Source organism: Achromobacter sp. SIMBA_011 (assembly GCF_046535435.1).
In the GTDB taxonomy this organism is placed as follows: Bacteria; Pseudomonadota; Gammaproteobacteria; order Burkholderiales; family Burkholderiaceae_B; genus Achromobacter; species Achromobacter dolens.
Window position 1 is genome coordinate 1 of record NZ_JAWRWN010001038.1, and the last position, 245, is coordinate 245.

1 pseudogene is annotated in these 245 nt (G+C 68.6%); it reads right to left on the reverse strand.

The features are described 5' to 3' along the window. A pseudogene (locus SB816_RS34180) lies at nt 1–245 on the reverse strand (D-galactonate dehydratase); the annotation flags it as partial.

The following is a 245-nucleotide window of genomic DNA, read 5'->3' on the forward strand; positions in this document are numbered from 1 at the left end:
GCATGCACCGGCACGCCGTGATGCTTGCCCTTGATGTCCCACAGCGCCTGGTCGACGCCCGCGATCGCGCTCATCATGATCGGGCCGCCGCGGTAGAAGCCCGCGCGGTACATCACCTGCCAGTGATCCTCGATCAGCAGCGGATCCTTGCCGACCAGATAGTCGGCGAGTTCCTGCACGGCGGCTTCGACCGTGTGCGCGCGGCCCTCGACCACCGGCTCGCCCCAGCCGACGATGCCCTCGTC